Below are 14,950 nucleotides of genomic sequence, written 5' to 3'. Positions count from 1 at the left end.
CCTGGATCCGGACGGCGCGCGTGATTGGCTGGCCGAGTGAAGACCTGCGCGACGGTCACCGACCTGTGTGCGCGGCTCGCGGGCCGGTTGGAGGACGACACGCTGCGTTCGGTGCGCGAGGACTACTTCGGCGGCGAGCCCGCGCAGGCCGAGGCGACGCTGCTGCCGGCCGCCGCGGTGACGGTGGCGCCGCAGATCTGGAGCGTCTAACCGGTCAGTCGCTCCAGCAGGCGCCGGAACTTCGGGCACTCCATGTGGGACGGTGCCGGGCAGGACGCGGCGTGCCGCAGCCCGTCCCGCATGACGGTCAACCGGCGGATCGTCGCGTCCAGTTCGTCCGCCTTGGCCGTGAGCAGCGCACGATCCAGGCGCGGGCTGCCGTCCGGGGCGAACATCACCGCGATCTCGTCGAGGGTGAACCCGGCCGCGCGGCCGACGGAGATCAGCGCCAGCCGCTGGAAAACGGCCTGGTCGAACACCCGCGTGAGGCCGCGCCGCCCGACCGAGCCGATCAGGCCGCGCTCCTCGTAGTAGCGCAGGGTGGAGGCGGGCACGCCGGACCGCCGGACCACCTCGCCGATTCCGAGTTCACCCATCACACTTGACCTCAAGCCGACTTGAAGTAGGACGGTACGAGCATGACACCAGAGGTCAACAGCGAACAGGCGGCACTGTGGAACGGCCCCGGTGGCCACGGCTGGGCCGCGGCACGGGACATGGTCGACGTGGTTCTCCAGCCGTACGAAGACCTGCTCGTCGCCGCGGCGAAGGAACGCCCGCGCACCGGCGTGCTCGACGTCGGGTGCGGGACCGGCGGCGTGATCAGGGCGATCGCGGCGGCGCTCGGTGACGTGCCGTGCGTCGGCGTCGACATCTCCGGCCCGCAGATCGCGGTGGCGCAGGAGACCGAGAACACGCGGTTCTTCCAGGCGGACGCGCAGGTGCACGCGTTCGAGCCGGAGTTCGACCTGATCGTCTCGCGGTTCGGGGTCATGTTCTTCGACGACCCGGTGGCGGCGTTCGGCAACCTCAGGACGGCCGCGAAACCCGGTGGCGAGCTGCGCGCTGTCGTGTGGCGCAGCAAGGACGAAAACCCGTTCATGACGACCGCCGAACGTGCCGTCACGACGCTGATCCCGGACCTGCCGGCGTTCGATCCCGACGGACCGGGACCGCATTCGCTCGCGGATCCCGACCGGGTGCGGCAGGTGCTCGGCGACAGCGGCTGGACCGCGATCGACCTCCGCGAGGTCGAACTGGACTGCACGATGCCCGAGGACGTGCTGCCGACGTACCTGACGATGCTCGGCCCGGTGGGGCGGGCCCTCCAGACCATGGCGGAGCAGGAGCGCGAAGAGATCCTGCGGACCGTGCTCCGGGAGTTCGACCCGTTCGTGCGGGACGGGGAAGTCCGCTTCCCGACGGCCTCGTGGGAGATCAGGGGTTCAGCTCCACTCTGATTGGCGTTGCCAGGTCATCAGGTTGTCGAGGACTTCGCCGGACCAGCCACGGGTGTCCAGCTCGGCGTGCACGGCGTAGCGGCCGCGGTAGAAAAGCAGCGGCTGCGCGTCGCGCACCGGGCCGAGCTCCACCACCGAGCCGACGACCATGTGGTGATCACCGCCGTCGTGCACCGCGGCGACCTGGCAGTCCACCCACGTGAGGGCGCCGTCGAGCACCGGGGCACCGGTGGCCGACGGCGTCCACGAGATGCCCGCGAACTTGTCCGCGCCTGCCTTGCCGAACACCGTCGACACGTCGCGCTGGTCCTCGGCCAGGACGTTCACGCAGAACGCACCGCTTTCCGACATGGCCGCCCAGCTGCCCGAAGTCCGTTGTGGACAGAACAGCACCAGCGGCGGGTCCAGGGACAGCGCCGCGAAGGCCTGGCAGGCGAACCCGACCGGACCTTCGGACGACATGCCAGTCACCACGGTCACCCCGGTGCAGAAGTGACCGAGCACCGAACGATAGCGGGCTACTTCTGGTAGCCCACGCTGAAGTCGTGTCCCCACAGGCTCACCGCCGTGCTCTCGCGTGCGATCCAGTCCTCATCGGACACCTGCCGTCCCTCGCAGCCGAACTCGACGTCGAACCCGCCAGGTGTCTTCATGTAGAACGACAGCATCAGGTCGTTGACGTGCCGGCCGAGCGTCGCCGACATCGGTACCTTGCGCCGCATCGCCCGGTCCAGCGTCAGGCCCACGTCGTCGGTGTTCTCCACCTCGACCATCAGGTGGACGATGCCGGAAGGCGTCGGCATCGGCAGGAACGCGAGGCTGTGGTGGCGCGGGTTGCAGCCGAAGAACCGCAGCCACGCCGGCGGCCCGTCAGCGGGTCGGCCGACGAACTGCGGAGGCAGCCGCATCGAGTCGCGCAACCGGAAGCCGAGCACGTCCCGGTAGAAGTGCAACGCCGCCTCGTCGTCCGAAGTGGACAGCACGACGTGCCCGAGGCCCTGCTCCTCGGTCACGAACCGGTGCCCGTACGGCGACACCACCCGCCGATGTTCCAAAGCCGCGCCGTGGAACACCTCCAGCACGTTGCCGGACGGGTCCTCGAACCGGATCAGCCCGTTCACCCGCCGTTCCGCCAGCTCGTCGGCGGATCCCTCGACGTAGGAGACACCCGCCGAGGCCAGGCGTTTCGCCACCTCTTCCAGCTCGGCCTCGGTGGCGGCCTCCCACCCGGAGGCCTGCAACCGGTCGCTCTCCCCCGGCACGATCACCAGCCGCGCCGGGAAGTCGTCCATCCGCAGGTACAGCGCACCCGGCGTAGAACCCTTGCCCTCGACCATGCCGAGGACCTTCAGTCCGAACTCACGCCACCGGTCCATGTCGGTGGCCTCGATCCGGAGATACCCCAGGGAACGGATACCCATCACGCCTCCGTCAGGAAGTCGGTGGCCAGGCGGTTGAACTCGTCGAACTTCTCCAGCTGCGCCCAGTGCCCGCATCCACCGAACACGTGCAGCTGCGCCCGCGGGATCAGCTTCAACGCCAGCAACGCGCCGTCCAGCGGGTTCACCCGGTCTTCCCGGCCCCAGACGAGCAGCACCCGTTGGCGCAACTTGTAAGCCTCCCGCCAGAGCATCCCCTGCTCGAAGTCGGGCCCGGCGAACGACTTGCCCAAAGCAGCCATGGCGCGCAACGACTCCGGCTGACGAGCCGCCTCGAACCGTTCGTCGATCAGCTCGTCGGTGATCAGCGACTGGTCGAACACCATGATCCGCAGGAACTCCTCGATCTTCTCCCGCGTGGGCGTCCGGGCGAACGCGCTGAGCTTCCGCACGCCCTCGGTCGGGTCCGGCGAGAACACGTTGAGGGACAACCCGCCCGGCCCCATCAGCACGAGCCTGCCCGCTCGTTTGCCGTGGTCCAGGGCGAACCGGACCGCGGTACCGCCGCCGAGCGAGTTGCCCAGGATGTGTGCCCGCTCGACGCCCAGCTCGTCGAGCAGGTCCTTCAAGGCCCTTGCCGCGAAGGTGAAGTACTGGTCGTGCTCCGCGGGTTTGTCGGACTGGCCGTAGCCGGGCAGGTCGACGGCCAGCACGCGGAACGACTTCGCGAACACCGGGATGTTGCGACCGAAGTTGCTCATCGCCGACGCACCGGGCCCGCCGCCGTGCAGCAGGACCAGCGTCTCCGCGTGGTCGGTCCCCGCTTCGTGGTAGTGCAACCTCGTCATCGAAAGTCCCCTCAGAACAGCCCGTCGCGGACCTGGATACCGAGCTCGTTCTTGCCGTACAGCACGAGCACGCGCTCCGGGTCGTTCGCCGCGTGCACCCGCGCGGCGTGCGCGTCACGCCAGAACCGCGGCAGCGGCAGACCGGCGTTGATCGCCTTGCCGCCGGCGCTCTCGAAGAGCCGGTCGATCGCGGAGATCGCCCGCGCGCTGCCCAGCACCTGGTCCCGGCGCGCCCGCAGCCGCATCTCGATCGGGATCTTGGTGCCGGCGACGGCGTGTTCCCACTCGTCGTTGATGTCCTTCTCCAGCTGCCACCACGCGGTGTCGATGTCGCTGGCCGCCGTGGCGATCCGCACCTGCGCGAACGGGTCGTCGACCGACTTCTCGCCCAGGTAAGCGGCCCGGACGCGCTCACGGGTCGCGCTGACGTGCACGTCGTAGGCGCCGGCCGCCATGCCGATCATCGGCGCGGTGATCGCGTACGGGTGGATCGTCCCGTACGGCATGCGGAACAACGGGCCGGGATTGACGTCCTGGCCGGGGCAGATGCACCGCGCGGTGTGCATCATGCTCAACGTGCGGTGTTCCGGCACGAACACGTCCGACACCACGATGTCGTTGCTGCCCGTGCCGCGCAGGCCGACCGTGTCCCAGACGTCGTTGATCGTGTAGTCGGCGATCGGCAGCAGGAACGTGCGGAAGTCGACCGGCTTGCCCTCGTCGTTCATCACCAGGCCGCCGAGCAGCACCCAGGTGGCGTGGTCGCAGCCGGACGAGAAGCTCCACTTGCCGCTGAACCGGAAGCCGCCGTCGACCGGCGTCGCGCGGCCCGTCGGCGCGTACGACGAGGAGATGCGCGTGTCCTGGTCCTCACCGAACACCTCGTCCTGCGCCTGCGCGTCGAACAGCCCGACGTGCCACGGGTGCACGCCCAGCACGGACGCGACCCAGCCCGTCGACCCGCACGCGCTCGCGATCAGCTTGACCGCCTCGTAGAACGCCAGCGGATGCGTCTCGAACCCGCCGTGCCGCACCGGCTGCAGCATCCGGAAGAACCCGGTCTCCTGCAACGCCTTCACCGACTCCGGCGGCACCTTGCGCAGCTCTTCCGCCTCCGCCGCGCGGTCCCGCAACGCAGGAAGCAGCTCCCGCACCTTGCCGAGGATTTCCTCGCTCATCGGACGTTCTCCCTGCTCAGCTCCAGTGCGATATCGATCAGCTGGTCCTCTTGCCCGCCGACGAGCTTGCGCTCCCCCGCCCGGACGAGGATCTGCGCGCCCGACACGCCATAGCGGTTCGCCTGCGTGTACGCGTGTTTGAGGAAGCTCGAGTAGACGCCCGCGTAACCCATCATCAGCGCCATCCGGTCGAGCAGGCACTCCTCCGGCATGACGGGCCGGACGACGTCCTCGGCCGCGTCCACGATCTTGAAGAAGTCGACGCCCGTCTCGAAACCGAGCTTGTCGCACACCCCGACGAACGCCTCCAACGGCGTGTTTCCCGCGCCCGCACCGAATCCGCGCACGCTGCCGTCGATCTGCTTCGCGCCGGCCCGTGCCGCGGCGACCGAGTTCGCGACGCTCAGCCCGAGGTTCTCGTGCCCGTGGAACCCGACCTGCGCGTCCTCACCCAGTTCGGCGACCAGCGCTTCGACCCGATCCGAAACCTGTTCCAGCACAAGCGCTCCGGCCGAGTCGACCACGTACACGCACTGGCATCCGGCGTCGGCCATGATCCTTGCCTGCTTCGCCAACGCTTCCGGCGGTTGCGAGTGCGCCATCATCAGGAACCCGACGGTCTCCAGGCCCCGCTCGCGAGCCAATGCGAAGTGCTGCACGGAGACGTCGGCTTCGGTGCAGTGCGTGGCGATCCGGACGATCGACGCGCCGTTGTCCTGCGAAACAAGAATGTCGTCCTTGACGCCCACGCCCGGCAGCATCAGCACGGCGATCTTGGCCTGCTGGGCCGTCTCGACCGCGACCTTGATCAGCTCTTGTTCGGGCGTGTGGCTGAAGCCGTAGTTGAACGACGACCCGCCGAGCCCGTCGCCGTGCGTCACCTCGATCACCGGCACCCCGGCGCCGTCGAGTGCCGCGACGATCGACCGCACGTCCTCGACCGTGAACTGGTGCCGCTTGTGGTGCGAGCCGTCACGCAGTGACGTGTCGGTCAGCCGCAGCTGCATTGGCGATCTCCTCCCCCACCTTGGTCGCGGCGGCCGTCATGATGTCGAGGTTCCCGGCGTACGTCGGCAGGAAGTCACCGGCACCCTCGATCTCCACGAAGATCGCCACTCGCCCGGCGTCGAACTGCGGTTCCCTCAACAACCGGAAACCCGGCACGTACGAACGGATGGCGGTTTCCATCCTCGCGATCGAGTCCGTGATCAGGTCCGGATCGGCGTCCTCGGGGATCGCGCAGAAGATCGTGTCGCGCATGATCATCGGCGGGTCCGCCGGGTTCAGCACGATGATCGCCTTGCCGCGCTCGGCTCCCCCGATCTCCTCGATGCCACGACTGGTCGTGCGGGTGAACTCGTCGATGTTGGCCCGCGTCCCGGGTCCCGCCGACACCGACGCCACACTCGCCACGATCTCCGCGTACGACACCGGCACCACCCGGGACACCGAATGCACCATCGGAATCGTGGCCTGGCCACCACACGTGATCAGGTTGATGTTGGGCGCGTCCTGGTGCGCGCCGAGGTTGACCGGCGGCACCACGTACGGCCCGACCGCCGCCGGCGTCAGGTCGATCGCCCGGATGCCCGCCTCCGCGTAGCGCGGCGCGTTGGCCCGGTGCACCGCCGCGGACGTCGCCTCGAACACGATGTCCGGCAGCTCGTCCTGACGCAGCAACCACTCCGCGCCGTCGACCGACACCTCCAGGCCCAGCGACGCCGCGCGTTTGAGGCCCTCGCTGGCCGGGTCGATGCCCACCATCCAACGCGGTTCCAACGCCGGCGAGCGCAGGAGCTTGTAGAGCAGGTCGGTGCCGATGTTGCCGGAGCCGACGATGGCCGCCTTCACACAGTCACCCCTATTCGAATTTCAGGTCGACAGAACCAAGTCCGGCGAACTCGGCGTGGAACTCGTCGCCCGGCCGCGCGTCGATCGCCCGCGTGCACGAACCCGGCAGCACGATGTCGCCGGCCAGCAGCCGGACGCCGAACGAGGCGACCTTCTCCGCGAGCCACGCCACCGCGATCGCCGGATCGCCCAGCACCGCGTCACCACGTCCTTCGGCAACCACTTCACCGTTGCGCCGCAAGGTGGCCGCGACCGCGCCGATGTCCAGATCGGACGGACGAACGCGCTCGGTGCCCAGCATGAACCCGGCCGACGACGCGTTGTCCGCGATCGTGTCCTGCAAGCCGATCTTCCAGTCGATGATCCGGCTGTCGATCAGCTCGATCGCCGGTGCGACGAACTCGGTGGCCGCCAGCACGTCCTCGACCGTGCAGCCCTCCCCAGGCAGGTCCTGGGCCAGCAGGAACGCGATCTCCACCTCGACCCGCGGGTACAGGTACGCCGAGGCGTCCGCCGTTCCGGCCAGTTGCATGTCGTCGAGCAGGTGGCCGTAGTCCGGTTCGTCGACGCCCATCATCTGCTGCATCGCCAACGACGACAGGCCGACCTTGTGGCCGATCACGTCGCGGTTGCGGTGCCGGACGTTGAGCAGCTGGATCTCGTACGCGTCCACCACGTCGATCTCCGGGTACAGCTCGACCAGCGGCTTGATCGGCACGCGGTCCCGTTCCGCCACGCGCAGCAGCTCGGCGGCGGCCTCCCTCTTCTGGATCGTCAGCACCTGGCCTCCTTCACGACGTGCATCCCCGCGCGGCGGCCGGAGAAGACGCAGTCGGCGAGCGCGAGCCCGCTGACGTAGGACTCCGAGCACACCCCGACGGCCGACCGGCCCGCCGCGTACAGGCCGGGAACTCCGGGCACCTGCCCGGTTTCCTCGTCGACGACGAGTCCGCCGAGCGTCAGCATCGGGCAGGGGTAACCGAACCCGGCCCGCACCGACACGTTGATCAGCGAGTAGGGCGGCGTTCCGAACGGTTCAGGCGTGCCGATCCCTGCCTTGGCCGCCGCTTCCTCGATCGTCGGCGCGCTGACCAGCCCGCGGTTCAGGAAGTAGCGGACCTGCCACCGCTGGAACCGCGCTGTCTGGGTGCGGACTTGAGCACGTGCCACGCGCAGGATGTCGTCGTCGATCAGCAGCCACGCCTTGCCGTCGCGCCGCACGATCTCGCTGCCGATGGCCGCGCCGTACCTGGTCGGATCACCAAAGCTCTGACCAGCGGAATCCACGAGCACACCGCGTTGCAACGCGCTGGGCGGCGTGATGAACCGCCACACCGAGACCTTGTCCATCCGCGCGGTCTTGCCGCCGGCAGCGACCCCGAGCCTGATCCCGGCACCGTCGTCGCCAGGCGTGCCGAGCGCGAGGCCACCGCGATGCGCAGGAGCGTTCTCGTGCACCATCGGCCGGTTCGCGATGAACCCACCGGCCGAGATGACGACGCCTTGCCGCGCGGTGACCACCAGAGACCGCGCAAAACGCCGTTCCAGCCACGCCGCCAGCGCGAACAGCCTCCTGCCGAGCGGCGGGTAGTAGAGCCAGGGCTTGGCTCCCGCACTGGACAACATCCCGTGGAGGGCTCGCGGCAGGCCGGAGAGAGTCCGGCACCGGACGCCGGTGACCCGGCCGTCAGCAGTGATCAACTCGGTGGCGCGGCTCTGCGGCATGATCCGCACGCCTGCCCGCCGGGTCGCCTCGGCCAAGCGGGCGAAGAAGACCTTGCCGGACGTGCCTTTCGCCCTGGTCCGGTGCCCGCGCGGCGCAGGGTCCGGGTAGGCGTCCTCGCTGCCGGACTGGTACAGGTAGTAGTCGTCCGTCGGATATGAGGTCTTGAACGGGCAGACGCTCGCGGAGAACGGCACGCCCTGGTCCTCCAGCCAGGCCAGCATCTTGGCGCTGTCCTCGCAGAACCGGCGCAACGTCGCCGCGGACACCGCGTCCCCGACCTCGTGCTTCAGGTACTCGAACATCGCGTCGGGCGTGTCGGTCACCCCGGCCTCGACCTGCTGCCGCGTCCCACCGCCCGCGTAGACGACGCCGCCGGACAACGCCGTCGCGCCGCCACCCGCGAACCGGTCCAGGACCACCACGGACGCACCGGCCGCCGCAGCCTCGATGGCGGCGCACGCGCCGGCAGCACCGAAACCGATGACGACCACGTCCGCGGAGACCTCCACGCTTAACCCTCCCGAAACGTGTTCTCGGTGAGTCGACTTGCCTGGAACTCCTACACCATAGCGCCAAACCCGCTCAGAACTATAACCTGTTCTAGTCTGAGTCACCGGGGAGGTGCGATGTACGACGTGATCGTCGTCGGCAGCGGCGCGGCAGGCATGACAGCCGCGCTCTGCACCGCTCAGCACGGCCTGCGCACCCTCGTCATCGAGAAGGCCCAGCACTTCGGCGGCTCGACCGCGCGGTCCGGCGGCGGCGTCTGGGTGCCGAACAACCACGTCCTCACCGCGGCCGGCCCGGCGGACTCGCCCGAGCAGGCCAACGCCTATCTGGAGCACATCGCCGGGGACGTGCCGGCCGACCTGCGCGCGGCGTTCCTGGACGCCGGACCGGCGATGCTGGCGTTCGTCGCCGCGCACACCCCGTTGAAGTTCCGCTGGGTCCGCGACTACGCCGACTACTACCCCGAGGCCCCCGGCGGGCAACCCCGCGGACGCTCGGTCGAGCCCTTGCCGTTCAACCCGAAGCTGCTGGGTGACGACATCAAAAACCTGGAGCCGCCGTACGTGCCGACCCCGGCGGGCATCATCATCACCCAGAGCGACTACAAGTGGTTGACGCTGATCGGCCGACACCCTCGCGGCCTGCTCACCGCCATGAAGGTCTTCGCCCGCCGGTTCCTTCCGGGCAACCGGCTCACGATGGGCCAGGCGCTGGCGGCGGGACTCCGCGCGGGTCTCAAAGCGCTGAACGTCGAGGTGCGCCTCAACACCGCCATGACCGACCTGCACTACGAGAACGGCCGGATCGCCGGAGTTCTCGTCTGCGAGAAGCTGATCCTGGCGAAGCACGTCGTGCTGGCGTCCGGCGGGTTCGAGAACAACGAGCAGATGCGCAAGCAGCACCAGGACATCGGTACTGAATGGACAGTCGGCGCCAAGGCCAACACGGGTGACGGCATCGAGGCCGGCGTGCGCGCGGGCGCGGCCGTCGGGCTGATGGACGAAGCCTGGTGGGGGCCATCGGTTCCGTTGCCGCGCGGCCCGTTCTTCCTGCTGGCCGAACGTTCACTGCCCGGATGCGTGCTGGTCGACAGCACCGGTCGCCGGTTCGTCAACGAGGCCGCGCCGTACATCGACGTGGTGAAGGCGATGAACGGCAAGACCTGGCTGGTGTTCGACCACGCCTACCGCAGCCGCTACCCGTTCTGCGGCGTCCCGCCACGCAGGCCTTTGCCACGCCGCTGGAAGGACTCCGTGCTCACCGCTCCCAGTCTGGAAGAACTGGCTCAGGAAGCCGACCTCCCCGAGCTCACCGAGACCATCCGCCGGTTCAACACCCTCACCGTGGACGGCAAGGACACCGACTTCCACCGCGGCGAAAGCGCGTACGACCGCTACTACGGCGATCCGCGCAACCACCCGAATCCCAACCTCGCGCCGTTGACGACCGGACCGTTCTACGCGGTCAAGATCGTGCCCGGCGATCTCGGCACCAAGGGCGGCCTGCGCACCGACGCCAACGCGAGAGTGCTGCGCGAGGACGGTTCGGTGATCGAGGGCCTGTACGCGGCGGGCAACACCATGGCTTCCGTGATGGGCCACACCTACGCGGGCGCCGGCGCCACCCTCGGACCGGCGATGACGTTCGGATACCTCGCCGGCCTCGACATCTCTGGAGGAACGCGATGACGCAGGACGCCGTACGCACGATCGACACCGGCGCGCCTCCAGCGCGGTTCGCGCGCGGCTGGCACTGCCTCGGCCTGGCCTCCCACTTCCGCGACGGCAAACCGCACGCGGTCGAGGCGTTCGGCACGAAGCTCGTCGTCTTCGCGACCGAGGACGGCAAGATCAACGTCCTCGACGGCTACTGCCGGCACATGGGCGGCGACCTCACCCAGGGCACGGTCAAGGGCAACGCGGTGGCCTGCCCGTTCCACGACTGGCGCTGGGCGGGCAACGGCAAGTGCGTCGAGATTCCTTACGCCAAACGGGTTCCGCTGCGGGCACGCACCCGCTCGTGGATCACGATGGAGGAGAACAAGCAGCTCTTCGTGTGGAACGACCCGCAGGGCAACCCGCCGCCGGAGCACGTGACGATCCCGCGCATCGACGCCGCGTTCAGCGACGAGTGGAGCAACTGGACGTGGGACTCGGTGGTGATCGACAACGCCAACTGCCGCGAGATCATCGACAACGTCGTCGACATGGCCCACTTCTTCTACATCCACTTCGCGTTCCCGACGTACTTCAAGAACGTGATGGAGGGCCACGTCGCGTCGCAGTACCTCACCACGCGCGGACGGCCGGACGTCGCGATGGGCTCGAACTACACCGGTGATGTGGAAGTCCGTTCGGAGGCCTCGTACTACGGGCCGTCGTACATGATCGACTACCTGTGGAACGACTACAAGGGCCTCGAGATCGAGACGGTGCTGATCAACTGCCACTACCCGATCTCGCCGACGTCGTTCCGGTTGCAGTGGGGCGCGATCGTGAAGAAGCTGCCCGGTGTGTCCGACGAGCACGCCGACAAGATCGCCGCGAAGTTCGCGCGGGGCATCGGCGTCGGGTTCATGCAGGACGTGGAGATCTGGCAGAACAAGACGCGGATCGACAACCCGTTGCTGTGCGAGGAGGACGGGCCGGTCTACCAGCTGCGGCGCTGGTACGAGCAGTTCTACGTGGACGTGGAGGACGTCACCGACGACATGGTGCGGCGCTTCGAGTTCGAGGTCGACACCAGCCGCGCGGTCGAGGTGTGGGAGAAGGAGGTCGCCGAGAACCTCGCCAGGAGGGAACCAGCACCTCAGGAGACGGCCACGTGAGCGAGCGCGACGAGTTTCTCGTCGGTGGCATGGTTCCCGTGCGGTGCGACTGCGGGAACCGGGTGCTGGTGAAGAAGAACAGCCCGCAGCACACGAGCGTGCAGTGGTTGTCCGACACCAGCTCGTGTCCTGAGCTGTGCGGGCCGCGCTCGGCGTTCGTGCCGACGTGCCTGCGGCTGCGGGACAGCATCGAGAAGGCCGTGCGCGATGGGACGCTGGAGGTCGCCGATGGCTGAGGTGCACCGGCTGCGGGTCGACGCCGTGATCGAGGAGACCGCCGACGCGCGCTCGTTCGTGCTGTCGGGCGTGGACTTCGCGGTGCGGCCGGGCCAGTTCCTGACCGTGCGGGCGGGTGACGTGGCGCGCTGCTACTCCCTGTCCAGCGCGCCGGGTGAGCCGTTGAAGATCACGGTCAAGCGCACACCGGACGGCTACGGGTCGCACTGGATGTGCGACCAGCTCAGCGAGGGGTGCGAGCTGGACGTGCTCGCACCCGCCGGAGTCTTCACTCCCGCGTCTTTGGACGGGTCGCTGCTCGCGTTCGCGGCCGGCAGCGGGATCACGCCGGTCATGTCGATCATCAGGGCCGTGCTCGGGGCTTCTGGCCGCGTGTTCCTGTTCTACGCCAACCGGGACGAGAGCTCGGTGATCTTCGCCCGCGAGCTCGACTCGTTGTGCCGCGAGCACCCGGATCGGCTGACCGTGGTGCACTGGCTGGAGTCGGTCCAGGGGTTGCCTCATCTCGGTGCGCTGCGGGCGTTCGTGCGGGAGTGCGACGAGGCGTTCGTGTGCGGGCCCGGGCCGTTCATGGAGGCTGCCCGGAAAGCTCTGCACGACGTTCCGGTCGTGCACGTCGAGAAGTTCGTGTCGTTGTCCAGCGATCCGTTCTCGGACGTCGAACCCGTGGCCGACGACCGGCCGGACGCCGTGGTCGAGGTCTCGCTGGACGGCGCCGAGCACCGATTTCCGTGGCCCGCGCGGCAAAAGCTGCTCGACCTGTTGCTGGAGAAGGGACTCGACGCGCCGTACTCGTGCCGGGAGGGTGCGTGCAGCGCGTGTGCGTGCCGGCTGGTCGAGGGCGAGGTCAAGATGCTCAACAACGACGTGCTCGACTCCGAGGACATCGCCGACGGCATCGTGCTGGCGTGCCAGTCGGTTCCGGTCACCGACACGGTGAAGATCACCTACGAGTGAGGGGTTGCTTCATGCCGATCGACCCGGACGTCGCGATCGGGGCGGAACTTCCCGAGATCAAGTTCTCCTGGACGCACTCGGACGTGCTGCTCTACCACCTGGCTTTGGGCGCGACGGAACTCCGCTACGTGTATGAAGAGGGCTTGCGGGTGCTGCCGACGTTCGGCGTCGTCGCGCCCCGGTTCCACGAGACCGCGCCGCCGGTCGTGTCGTTCCCCGGCGTCGACATCGACCTCGCTCGGGTACTCCACGGCACGCAGGAGATCACCGTGCACGCGGCCCTCCCGGCCGAGGGCGAGGCGGTGCTGCGAACGCGGATCGCGGACGTCTGGGACAAGGGCAAGGCGGCAGTGATCGTGCAGGAGTCGACGGCCGTGACGCCGGACGGCACCGCCTTGTACACCACGCGGTCCAGCATCTTCGCGCGTGGCGAGGGCGGGTTCGGCGGTGAACGCGGGCCGTCCGGCAAGGTCGAGCTGCCGGACCGCGAGCCGGATGACGTGATCGAGACCGCGACGCTGCCGCAGCAGGCTTACCTGTATCGGCTGTGCGGGGACCGGAACCCGTTGCACGCCGATCCGGAGTTCGCTGCCCGGGCTGGCTTCGACCAGCCGATCCTGCACGGGCTCTGCACGTACGGGGTGGTGTGCAAGGCGGTGATCGACGCGCTGCTGGACGGACCGGAGCAGGTGCTGTCGTTCGGGGCGAAGTTCGCGGGCGTGGTGTTCCCCGGCGAGACGCTGACGACTCGGGTGTGGCGGAACGGCTCGCAGCTGGTGCTGACGACTTCCGCGGCAGACCGGCCCGTGCTCACCGACGCCGTGCTAACCCTGACGGGGTGACACCGGGCCCCCGCGAGCCGGCAGCGCGGCGACCCGTCGATCCTCGTTGTCCCGCACCCGAGGCTCGTAGTGGTCGTGGAAGACCGTGCACACGAGGTCCCGTCGACTGTGGACGCCGGTCTTCGCGAAGATGCTCTTGAGGTGCTGCTGGACCGTGACCGGGGAGATGACCAGTGCTTCGGCGATCTTCGCGGTGGCCAGTCCCTGCAGCACGAGCCTCGTGATCTCGCGCTCACGAGGCGTGAGCCCGTAGGCCGCCATCAGGACCGTCGCGATCCGAGCACGCGCGACGGGTTCGATGATCACGGCCGCTCGGGTGCCCTCCGGCAGCGCCATGCGGGTGCCGTGGAGCAGGAACCACCTGCCCGAGCCGGCACGCACCCGCGCCACGGCTCGTTCCTCATCTGTGTGTGCGCGAGCCGCGACCGACAGGACGGCGGCCGGAACGCCGCCATCGCGGGTGTTCAGCTCGTCGAGCCAGCGGATCGCGTTGGGAGACGCCGACTCGAGCGCCAGCCCGTCGCCCACGACCACCAGCCCGGGTCCGTCCGGCCAGTCGGGCTCGGCTGCCTCGCCGATCAGCAGTCCACGCCGCACCCCGCCGGCCAGGTGCGGTGCGATGCAGCGCAGGAAGGCGAGCTCGGCGGCGTCGAACTCCGGCTGGCCCGGTGCCCGGTTGAGCCGCAGGGTGCCCCAGTTCTGGCCGGTCGGGTCGCGCAGCGCCACCGCGGCCTCCTGCTCGATGCCCCTCGGGCGCAGGTACTCGCGGAAGACCGTGCTGCGTTCCGGCTGCCCACCGGTCACCTCGTGCAGCGTCTGGACGCCACTCGGGTTCTCGATCACGTCCGCGGTCTTGTTCACGTCATCCGCGACGTACTCCCAGCGCGTTTGCTCACCGGCGTCGAAGAAGCAGTCGCCTTCGAAGTGGACGCTGGTGATGAGGTGCGACGCCGGGTCGACGGTGTTCCAGAACGGCGGCGCGCCACCGATCGGGACAGCGCGGGCCACCGTCACGCCCGCCGCCTCGAAGAAGGCGTGCGTGTCGAGTCCCGCGCCGGCCAGCCGGCGAACGCGTTCGCCGGCCTGCTCCTTCGACAGCCGTGCCATGCGGTCTCCCAGTCGCCGGGACGACTTC

17 protein-coding genes are annotated in these 14,950 nt (G+C 68.9%); 7 read left to right on the top strand and 10 right to left on the bottom strand.

Going from position 1 to position 14,950, the window contains the following annotated elements; translation table 11 throughout:
* The first annotated feature begins 36 nt into the window (after positions 1-36).
* Positions 37-210 (top strand): hypothetical protein, encoded by a 174-nt coding sequence (locus DI276_RS50110; protein ID WP_157984849.1) that lies wholly within the window; start codon positions 37-39, stop codon positions 208-210.
* Here the strand turns inward: DI276_RS50110 and DI276_RS20810 are convergent.
* The gene (locus DI276_RS20810; protein ID WP_112265925.1) at positions 207-596 is read right to left on the bottom strand and encodes a helix-turn-helix domain-containing protein; all 390 of its coding nucleotides are present in this window, start codon (positions 594-596) and stop codon (positions 207-209) included. The genes DI276_RS50110 and DI276_RS20810 overlap by 4 nt on opposite strands.
* Positions 597-638: 42 nt before the next feature.
* Between DI276_RS20810 and DI276_RS20805 the strand changes: the two genes are divergently transcribed.
* The gene (locus tag DI276_RS20805) at positions 639-1,460 is read left to right on the top strand and encodes a class I SAM-dependent methyltransferase (RefSeq protein WP_112265923.1); all 822 of its coding nucleotides are present in this window, start codon (positions 639-641) and stop codon (positions 1,458-1,460) included.
* Here DI276_RS20805 and hsaB read toward each other — a convergent pair.
* The 8 genes from hsaB to DI276_RS20765 are packed head-to-tail and all read right to left on the bottom strand — an operon-like array spanning position 1,446 to position 8,951.
* On the bottom strand, positions 1,446-2,015 hold the full coding sequence (hsaB, locus tag DI276_RS20800; RefSeq protein ID WP_232836797.1) for a 3-hydroxy-9,10-secoandrosta-1,3,5(10)-triene-9,17-dione monooxygenase reductase subunit: 570 nt from the start codon (positions 2,013-2,015) through the stop codon (positions 1,446-1,448). The two genes, DI276_RS20805 and hsaB, sit on opposite strands and share 15 nt — an antisense overlap.
* Positions 1,979-2,881, bottom strand: a complete 903-nt coding sequence (gene hsaC, locus DI276_RS20795) for an iron-dependent extradiol dioxygenase HsaC (protein ID WP_112265921.1) — start codon at positions 2,879-2,881, stop codon at positions 1,979-1,981. Before hsaC ends, hsaB begins: the two co-directional genes overlap by 37 nt.
* On the bottom strand, positions 2,881-3,687 hold the full coding sequence (hsaD, locus tag DI276_RS20790) for a 4,5:9,10-diseco-3-hydroxy-5,9,17-trioxoandrosta-1(10),2-diene-4-oate hydrolase (RefSeq protein WP_112265919.1): 807 nt from the start codon (positions 3,685-3,687) through the stop codon (positions 2,881-2,883). The genes hsaC and hsaD overlap by 1 nt, the downstream gene beginning before the upstream one ends.
* Positions 3,688-3,698: 11 nt before the next feature.
* Positions 3,699-4,865 (bottom strand): 3-hydroxy-9,10-secoandrosta-1,3,5(10)-triene-9,17-dione monooxygenase oxygenase subunit, encoded by a 1,167-nt coding sequence (hsaA, locus tag DI276_RS20785; RefSeq protein ID WP_112265917.1) that lies wholly within the window; start codon positions 4,863-4,865, stop codon positions 3,699-3,701.
* A complete protein-coding gene (dmpG, locus tag DI276_RS20780) occupies positions 4,862-5,872 on the bottom strand; it encodes a 4-hydroxy-2-oxovalerate aldolase (protein ID WP_112265915.1) in 1,011 nt (336 codons plus the stop codon). The genes hsaA and dmpG overlap by 4 nt, the downstream gene beginning before the upstream one ends.
* Entirely contained in the window at positions 5,838-6,716 is an 879-nt protein-coding gene (locus tag DI276_RS20775) for an acetaldehyde dehydrogenase (acetylating) (protein ID WP_112265913.1), read from the bottom strand. The genes dmpG and DI276_RS20775 overlap by 35 nt, the downstream gene beginning before the upstream one ends.
* A 10-nt stretch (positions 6,717-6,726) precedes the next feature.
* Positions 6,727-7,497 carry a 2-keto-4-pentenoate hydratase gene (locus tag DI276_RS20770; protein ID WP_112265911.1) on the bottom strand — a complete coding sequence of 257 codons (771 nt, stop codon included), beginning with the start codon at positions 7,495-7,497 and terminating at the stop codon, positions 6,727-6,729.
* Positions 7,491-8,951 carry an FAD-binding protein gene (locus DI276_RS20765; protein ID WP_112265909.1) on the bottom strand — a complete coding sequence of 487 codons (1,461 nt, stop codon included), beginning with the start codon at positions 8,949-8,951 and terminating at the stop codon, positions 7,491-7,493. The genes DI276_RS20770 and DI276_RS20765 overlap by 7 nt, the downstream gene beginning before the upstream one ends.
* Before the next feature lie 117 nt (positions 8,952-9,068).
* Here DI276_RS20765 and DI276_RS20760 point away from each other — a divergent pair, with 117 nt between their 5' ends.
* From DI276_RS20760 to DI276_RS20740, 5 genes are read left to right on the top strand one after another with little or no spacing between them, the layout of a single operon-like run.
* On the top strand, positions 9,069-10,640 hold the full coding sequence (locus tag DI276_RS20760; RefSeq protein ID WP_112265907.1) for an FAD-dependent oxidoreductase: 1,572 nt from the start codon (positions 9,069-9,071) through the stop codon (positions 10,638-10,640).
* Positions 10,637-11,779, top strand: a complete 1,143-nt coding sequence (locus DI276_RS20755; protein ID WP_112265905.1) for a Rieske 2Fe-2S domain-containing protein — start codon at positions 10,637-10,639, stop codon at positions 11,777-11,779. Before DI276_RS20760 ends, DI276_RS20755 begins: the two co-directional genes overlap by 4 nt.
* A complete protein-coding gene (locus tag DI276_RS20750) occupies positions 11,776-12,015 on the top strand; it encodes a hypothetical protein (protein ID WP_456298521.1) in 240 nt (79 codons plus the stop codon). Before DI276_RS20755 ends, DI276_RS20750 begins: the two co-directional genes overlap by 4 nt.
* Entirely contained in the window at positions 12,008-12,973 is a 966-nt protein-coding gene (locus DI276_RS20745; protein ID WP_112265903.1) for a 2Fe-2S iron-sulfur cluster-binding protein, read from the top strand. Before DI276_RS20750 ends, DI276_RS20745 begins: the two co-directional genes overlap by 8 nt.
* An 11-nt stretch (positions 12,974-12,984) precedes the next feature.
* On the top strand, positions 12,985-13,815 hold the full coding sequence (locus DI276_RS20740) for a MaoC/PaaZ C-terminal domain-containing protein (protein WP_112265901.1): 831 nt from the start codon (positions 12,985-12,987) through the stop codon (positions 13,813-13,815).
* Here DI276_RS20740 and DI276_RS20735 read toward each other — a convergent pair.
* Positions 13,798-14,922, bottom strand: coding sequence for a helix-turn-helix transcriptional regulator (locus DI276_RS20735; RefSeq protein WP_112265899.1), 1,125 nt, complete (start codon positions 14,920-14,922; stop codon positions 13,798-13,800). The two genes, DI276_RS20740 and DI276_RS20735, sit on opposite strands and share 18 nt — an antisense overlap.
* Positions 14,923-14,950: the final 28 nt, after the last annotated feature.

Origin of the sequence: Lentzea terrae (genome assembly GCF_003265345.1) — a bacterium.
Classification (GTDB): domain Bacteria; phylum Actinomycetota; class Actinomycetes; order Mycobacteriales; family Pseudonocardiaceae; genus Lentzea; species Lentzea terrae.
This window is presented reverse-complemented; position numbering and strand designations above follow the sequence as displayed.

What these genes read in the sequence shown, in the direction of transcription:
- hsaA (WP_112265917.1), bottom strand. Translation starts at nt 4,865, where the DNA reads ATGAGCGAGGAAATCCTCGGCAAGGTGCGGGAGCTGCTTCCTGCGTTG.
- DI276_RS20805 (WP_112265923.1), top strand. Translation starts at nt 639, where the DNA reads ATGACACCAGAGGTCAACAGCGAACAGGCGGCACTGTGGAACGGCCCC.
- hsaD (WP_112265919.1), bottom strand. Translation starts at nt 3,687, where the DNA reads ATGACGAGGTTGCACTACCACGAAGCGGGGACCGACCACGCGGAGACG.
- DI276_RS20755 (WP_112265905.1), top strand. Translation starts at nt 10,637, where the DNA reads ATGACGCAGGACGCCGTACGCACGATCGACACCGGCGCGCCTCCAGCG.
- DI276_RS20735 (WP_112265899.1), bottom strand. Translation starts at nt 14,922, where the DNA reads ATGGCACGGCTGTCGAAGGAGCAGGCCGGCGAACGCGTTCGCCGGCTG.
- DI276_RS20740 (WP_112265901.1), top strand. Translation starts at nt 12,985, where the DNA reads ATGCCGATCGACCCGGACGTCGCGATCGGGGCGGAACTTCCCGAGATC.
- DI276_RS20760 (WP_112265907.1), top strand. Translation starts at nt 9,069, where the DNA reads ATGTACGACGTGATCGTCGTCGGCAGCGGCGCGGCAGGCATGACAGCC.
- DI276_RS20810 (WP_112265925.1), bottom strand. Translation starts at nt 596, where the DNA reads ATGGGTGAACTCGGAATCGGCGAGGTGGTCCGGCGGTCCGGCGTGCCC.
- dmpG (WP_112265915.1), bottom strand. Translation starts at nt 5,872, where the DNA reads ATGCAGCTGCGGCTGACCGACACGTCACTGCGTGACGGCTCGCACCAC.
- DI276_RS20745 (WP_112265903.1), top strand. Translation starts at nt 12,008, where the DNA reads ATGGCTGAGGTGCACCGGCTGCGGGTCGACGCCGTGATCGAGGAGACC.
- hsaC (WP_112265921.1), bottom strand. Translation starts at nt 2,881, where the DNA reads ATGGGTATCCGTTCCCTGGGGTATCTCCGGATCGAGGCCACCGACATG.